This window comes from Mycolicibacter icosiumassiliensis (genome assembly GCF_900078685.2).
Lineage (GTDB): Bacteria > Actinomycetota > Actinomycetes > Mycobacteriales > Mycobacteriaceae > Mycobacterium > Mycobacterium icosiumassiliensis.
In genome coordinates, this window is sequence record NZ_LT546186.1 from 1 (window position 1) to 4,466 (window position 4,466).

Annotated in this window: 5 protein-coding genes and 1 pseudogene; 1 reads left to right on the top strand and 5 read right to left on the bottom strand. The window is 68.3% G+C overall.

From position 1 onward, the window contains the following. On the bottom strand, positions 1 to 984 hold a 984-nt coding region (locus BN4346_RS46730; protein WP_154677694.1), incomplete at its 3' end, for an AAA family ATPase. Continuing rightward, a complete protein-coding gene (locus BN4346_RS46735) occupies positions 981 to 2,120 on the bottom strand; it encodes a metallophosphoesterase family protein (RefSeq protein ID WP_067977071.1) in 1,140 nt (379 codons plus the stop codon). The genes BN4346_RS46735 and BN4346_RS46730, both read right to left, overlap by 4 nt. Before the next feature lie 218 nt (positions 2,121 to 2,338). Between BN4346_RS46735 and BN4346_RS46740 the strand changes: the two genes are divergently transcribed. Further along, positions 2,339 to 2,839 (top strand): SixA phosphatase family protein, encoded by a 501-nt coding sequence (locus BN4346_RS46740; protein ID WP_067977072.1) that lies wholly within the window; start codon positions 2,339 to 2,341, stop codon positions 2,837 to 2,839. Between the two features lie 37 nt (positions 2,840 to 2,876). Here the strand turns inward: BN4346_RS46740 and BN4346_RS46745 are convergent, their stop codons facing one another. From BN4346_RS46745 to BN4346_RS46755, 3 genes and pseudogenes are all read right to left on the bottom strand, one after another. Further along, positions 2,877 to 3,551, bottom strand: a complete 675-nt coding sequence (locus BN4346_RS46745; RefSeq protein WP_235653832.1) for an RES family NAD+ phosphorylase — start codon at positions 3,549 to 3,551, stop codon at positions 2,877 to 2,879. After that, positions 3,548 to 4,060 (bottom strand): antitoxin Xre/MbcA/ParS toxin-binding domain-containing protein, encoded by a 513-nt coding sequence (locus BN4346_RS46750; protein WP_078058899.1) that lies wholly within the window; start codon positions 4,058 to 4,060, stop codon positions 3,548 to 3,550. Before BN4346_RS46750 ends, BN4346_RS46745 begins: the two co-directional genes overlap by 4 nt. A 307-nt stretch (positions 4,061 to 4,367) precedes the next feature. Continuing rightward, a pseudogene (locus BN4346_RS46755) lies at positions 4,368 to 4,466 on the bottom strand (hypothetical protein); the annotation flags it as partial.

Sequence of the window (4,466 nt, forward strand, 5' to 3'; positions counted from 1 at the left end):
GGCGTCTGCTGCGGCGGCTTCGGTCTCGACGGTGGCCTGTAACTTTGCGGCGCCGTCGATCTCGGTGTCCAGCGCGGCGATCGCGGATGCCCGGGATTCGAGTTCGTCGCGCTGCCGCTGCCGCTCGGCGTGGGCACCGTCCGTCGCGGCGCAGGTGGCTTTGGCTGCGGTGGCCACCAACTGCGCATCGCGCAGCTGGCCGCGCAACTCGGCGATCGCGGCGCCGGCGGCCTGCGCTGCGCTGTGCCGGGCATCCGCGGCGGCCTGCTCGTTGGTCAAGTGCGCCAACTGTTCGGACAGCTCCGTGTGCCGGTGCACCCGGTCGTCCACTTCGGCGAGCAGCTCGGCGCAGCGCGCCACCTCGGCGTCGGCGTCGGCCAGCGCGGCGATGGCAGCGGCCCACTCCCCGGTGGGACGGCCGGTCCCGGTGAAGTAGCGCGCGTACTCGGCATCGATGCGCTCGATGAGGACGGGCTCGGTTCCGCTGAGGGTGGCGGTGTCACCGGCCGCGACATCCAGCGCCCGAGACAGCGCGTCGCATCCGGACAAGTCCACCGCCGCCGTCGCGGATGCCTGTAGCACGCGCTGGGCCTGCCAGAGGCCGGTGTCCATGGTCTCGTCCAGCATGGCTCGGACCCGCTCGTGCGCCTCGTCTCCGGTGAGCTGCTCACGGCGCGGCTCTACGATGGTCAGTTGGGTCCGGGGCGCCTTGTGGAAGCGCTTGTGGTAGACGAAACGGTAAGGGCCGGTGCTGATTTCCGCGGTGACCTCGGCGCCAACGTCGACGTGGGTGGGCTTGACCTGTTTGACGTCCTTCTTGGCCGAGCGGTCCTTGGATTCCAGCAGCAGGTCCAGCGCCTCGATCATCGAGGACTTGCCGATCTCGTTGGCGCCGGACACCACCACCACGCCGTGGTCGGGGAAGTCGATCTCCCGGTGCGCCACACCGCGGTAGTTGGTCAGGACCAGCCGGTGCAGTCTCATGCCACTCCCCGATCCACCAGGCGCAGCAGCAACGCCAGTGCGGCGTGGGCGTCGTCGGCGGCACCGGTGTCGGTACCGCGGGCGGCGGCGACCAGTTCCTCGACGGCGTCGGCAGCGAAACCGCCGATGCCGAGGTCGGAGAATTCTCCGTCGGCGGGAACCACCACCAGGTGGGTATGACGTTTCCAGGTGCCCACCCAGGCGAACAGTCGCGAATACCGGTCCAGGCAGACGTCGAGGGCGGCCCGGTCGGTGACGCTGAGCGAACCGGTCAGGGCCAGCTGGACCACCGTGCGTTCCTTGTCCGGCAGCTGGTCGAGGTTGATGTCGAGGTCGGTGACATCCCGGCCGGTGTCGAGCTGGCGGTGCAACGTGAGGAAACGCCACCGGCCGATGTGGCGGGATTCGACGTTTACGGCGCCGTCGGCCTCGTCGATGTCGACCACCAGCACGTGACCGGGGTCGGATTCGATGTCATCAAAGTTGGTGACTTCCGGCGATCCGGAATACCAGATGCGGCCCGTCTCCCCGACCTGGGTGCGGGAGTGCTTGTCGCCCAAGGCAACATAGTGGATCGCGCCGCGCGACAGGGCGTCCTGCAGGCCGGCCAGCCGAATGAGCGCCGGGTTGCCGGGGTCGGGGTCCAGGGCATCGACCCCGCCGTGGGCGACCAGGACCCGGATGGTGCCGTCGGCGGGCAGCTCGGCGAGGGCGGCCGCGGTCAGGTCGGTGGTGGGGCGCTTGGACCGCCATGGCGCGGCGACGATCTCCAGGCCGGGGCGCACCTGGTGCACGCCGTCGAGCACGACCACATTGTCGGGGCACTCCGCGGTGAACAACGCGCTGGTGTAGACCGAGGCGGCATCGAGCGGATCGTGGTTTCCGGGGAGCAGGTAGACCGGGATCCCGATGCTGCGCATGGCCTCCAGGGACTGGCTGATGACTTCGGGGGCGAGTTGGTTGTCGTCGAACACGTCGCCGGCGACGACCACGAATTCCGCGCCCGTCTCCTTCGCCAGTGTTCCCAGTCCGGCCACCGCGTCGCGTCGGGCCGCCGAGTAGCGCGGCTGGGCGTCGCCGGCCAGGAAGTGCCGGGTCATGCCGAGCTGCCAATCGGCGGTGTGCACGAATCGCATGTCGGTCCTGTCCCTTTCCGCCGGGCCGGTGGCCGGGCATCGCGAGTGTATGGCCGGTGACCGACAAGCCCGCGGACCTCGATCGGCAGGTCCGCAAGCCACACCCGCGCGTCGAACTCGTGCGTCACACCCGGCACTTCAGCACCGCCAGAGGAACGGTCAGAGGGTTCCGAATCGGATAGCACGGGCGATAGCAGGCACCCCCTACGCTGGAGCGGGTGAGTACTCACCGCACCCTGATTCTGCTGCGGCACGCCAAGTCGGACTATCCGCCCGGGGCGGCCGATCACGAGCGCCCGCTGGCGCCGCGCGGGATCCGAGAGGCGGGGTTGGCTGGGGACTGGTTGCGCGCCCACGCGCCGGCGGTCGATGCGGTGCTGTGTTCGACCGCCACCCGCACCCGGCAGACCTATGCGCGGGCCGCGCTGGCCGCACCGGTGCGCTATGTCGACGATCTGTACGACGCGATGCCCGGAACCGTGATCGCGACGATCAATACCGTCGCCGACGACGTCGACACGCTGCTGGTGATCGGCCACGAGCCGGCGATGTCGAACGTCGCACTAGGACTGGCCGGGCCCGGCACCGATGCCGCGGTAGCCCAACGGATTTCGCAGAAGTACCCGACGTCGGGTATCGCCGTGCTACATGTCACCGGCGGTTGGGCGGACGTGGAACTGGGATCGGCCGCGCTGGTCAACTTCCATGTTCCGCGATAAGTCGCCGAACACCAGCGACGCACCTGCACATCGGTCGTCAGTCTGCTTTCTGCCGGCTGTAACCGGCGCCGCTGATGGCGCCGAGGTTCGGCACAGGCAGCACCGCGATCCCGGTCGCGGCCTGAAATGCAGCTACCAGATCCTGTCGATCCGCCAGATGTTCGGCGCCCGCCGTGTCCCAAGGTGTGCGAGCGCCGTAGGGCGGGGCGCCCGCCGCACCGAACACGGCCAAACATGCCGCGGTGTGTTCGAGGTCATGGCGGGCCCAATAGCGGATGCCGGCGAAGCCCGCGCTACGCAGCCCGGCGGCCCACAGCTGAGTCACCTCGTAGTCGAGCGTGGTGAACATCTCCGCAGTGACGCCGAAGCCGACCGCACGGTTCGACGTCATGTCCGCGACCCGCAGATCCTCCCCCCACCGGAGTCGCGAGATATCCCGTCCTGCAACAGCGTAATCCGCGATGACCCTGGAACCACCGAACGTTTCGAGCAGGGTGACCAGTTCCGCCTCGGCCAGGTAGCAGGTTCCTTCAGCCGCCGCCAGATCAAAGCGTCCGGTCCCCGAGCTACTGAACCAGCATGCTCCCCGACCGTGCTGGTGGCACCGAAACAGCTCGGTTCCGGACCGGTAGGTGCGGGCGGGAAATCCGGCCAACCGATCGGGTGGCTGAACCGGGCCCAGATGAGTGCCAGGGACCCGGCCGGTGTTCACGCAGCGAGCCTGGCCACAGACTGCTCGGCAAGGGCCGCAACATCTGCACGCATGGCCTCATCGGCGAGCGCATCGCGTGGCGTCCTGCCGTCGAGTTCAGGTTGCGGCGACATGAGCCACGAGGCCGCCACCCAACCGCGCGGGTCCGCCTCAGCCCAGGGCTTGAGCGCTTCCTTCAGCCCGGGCAGCGGGCGGGCGGGGTGCTTGTCGTCGAAACCTGCCATGAGATAGGCGAAATGCTTGTCGTCGTCTTGCAATCGCAGGACACGGTGCGCTTTGACCGCCTCATGCAGCGCCTGCTTGGTCCACCCCGTCAGTGCCAGCACCTGCCTGTGGTCCGCCAGAGCTCCGAGATGGTCCGACCAAGCTTGCTCGACGGTGACTTCGGTCGACAATCGGGACGCGAAGCTGCGGACCGCCGGTGCGTACTGCGCTTCGCCGAGCGTCGCGACGTCCACCCCGTGGGCTGCCAGTTCGGCCTCGAGCAGCTTGGCGATGGGGCTTGTCATGGCCTCCACTGTACCGAGTCAAGGACGGCAAGTCACTACACATGATTATTGCGATAAGTCAAGAATCACTGCAGTTAAGTCAGGTCTTTTTAGTCAAGTCCTGCAAACCACGCCCGAAGCGATACCACCGGTGGTGCCTCGGGAGCACTCCTAGGCGGAGCGCCCCCGGACTGCCGCTTGCCGACAGCAACGCGCCACCGCGACCGCCCGCCTCGCCGAGCTGCACGAGCTTGCCCTCGGTGGCGCCAACATCCCAAAGTGAGACGGCACTCGATCGGAGCCGTTGCGAGTGAGTGATCTTTAGTGGTCACGCGACTCGCACCCCGTCTCGGGGTTGTTTCCCGGCCGGGTGGCCGGGTCCCTTCCGCGCTTCACGGCCACCAGCCGGGCGTGGCCCGGTCTTACG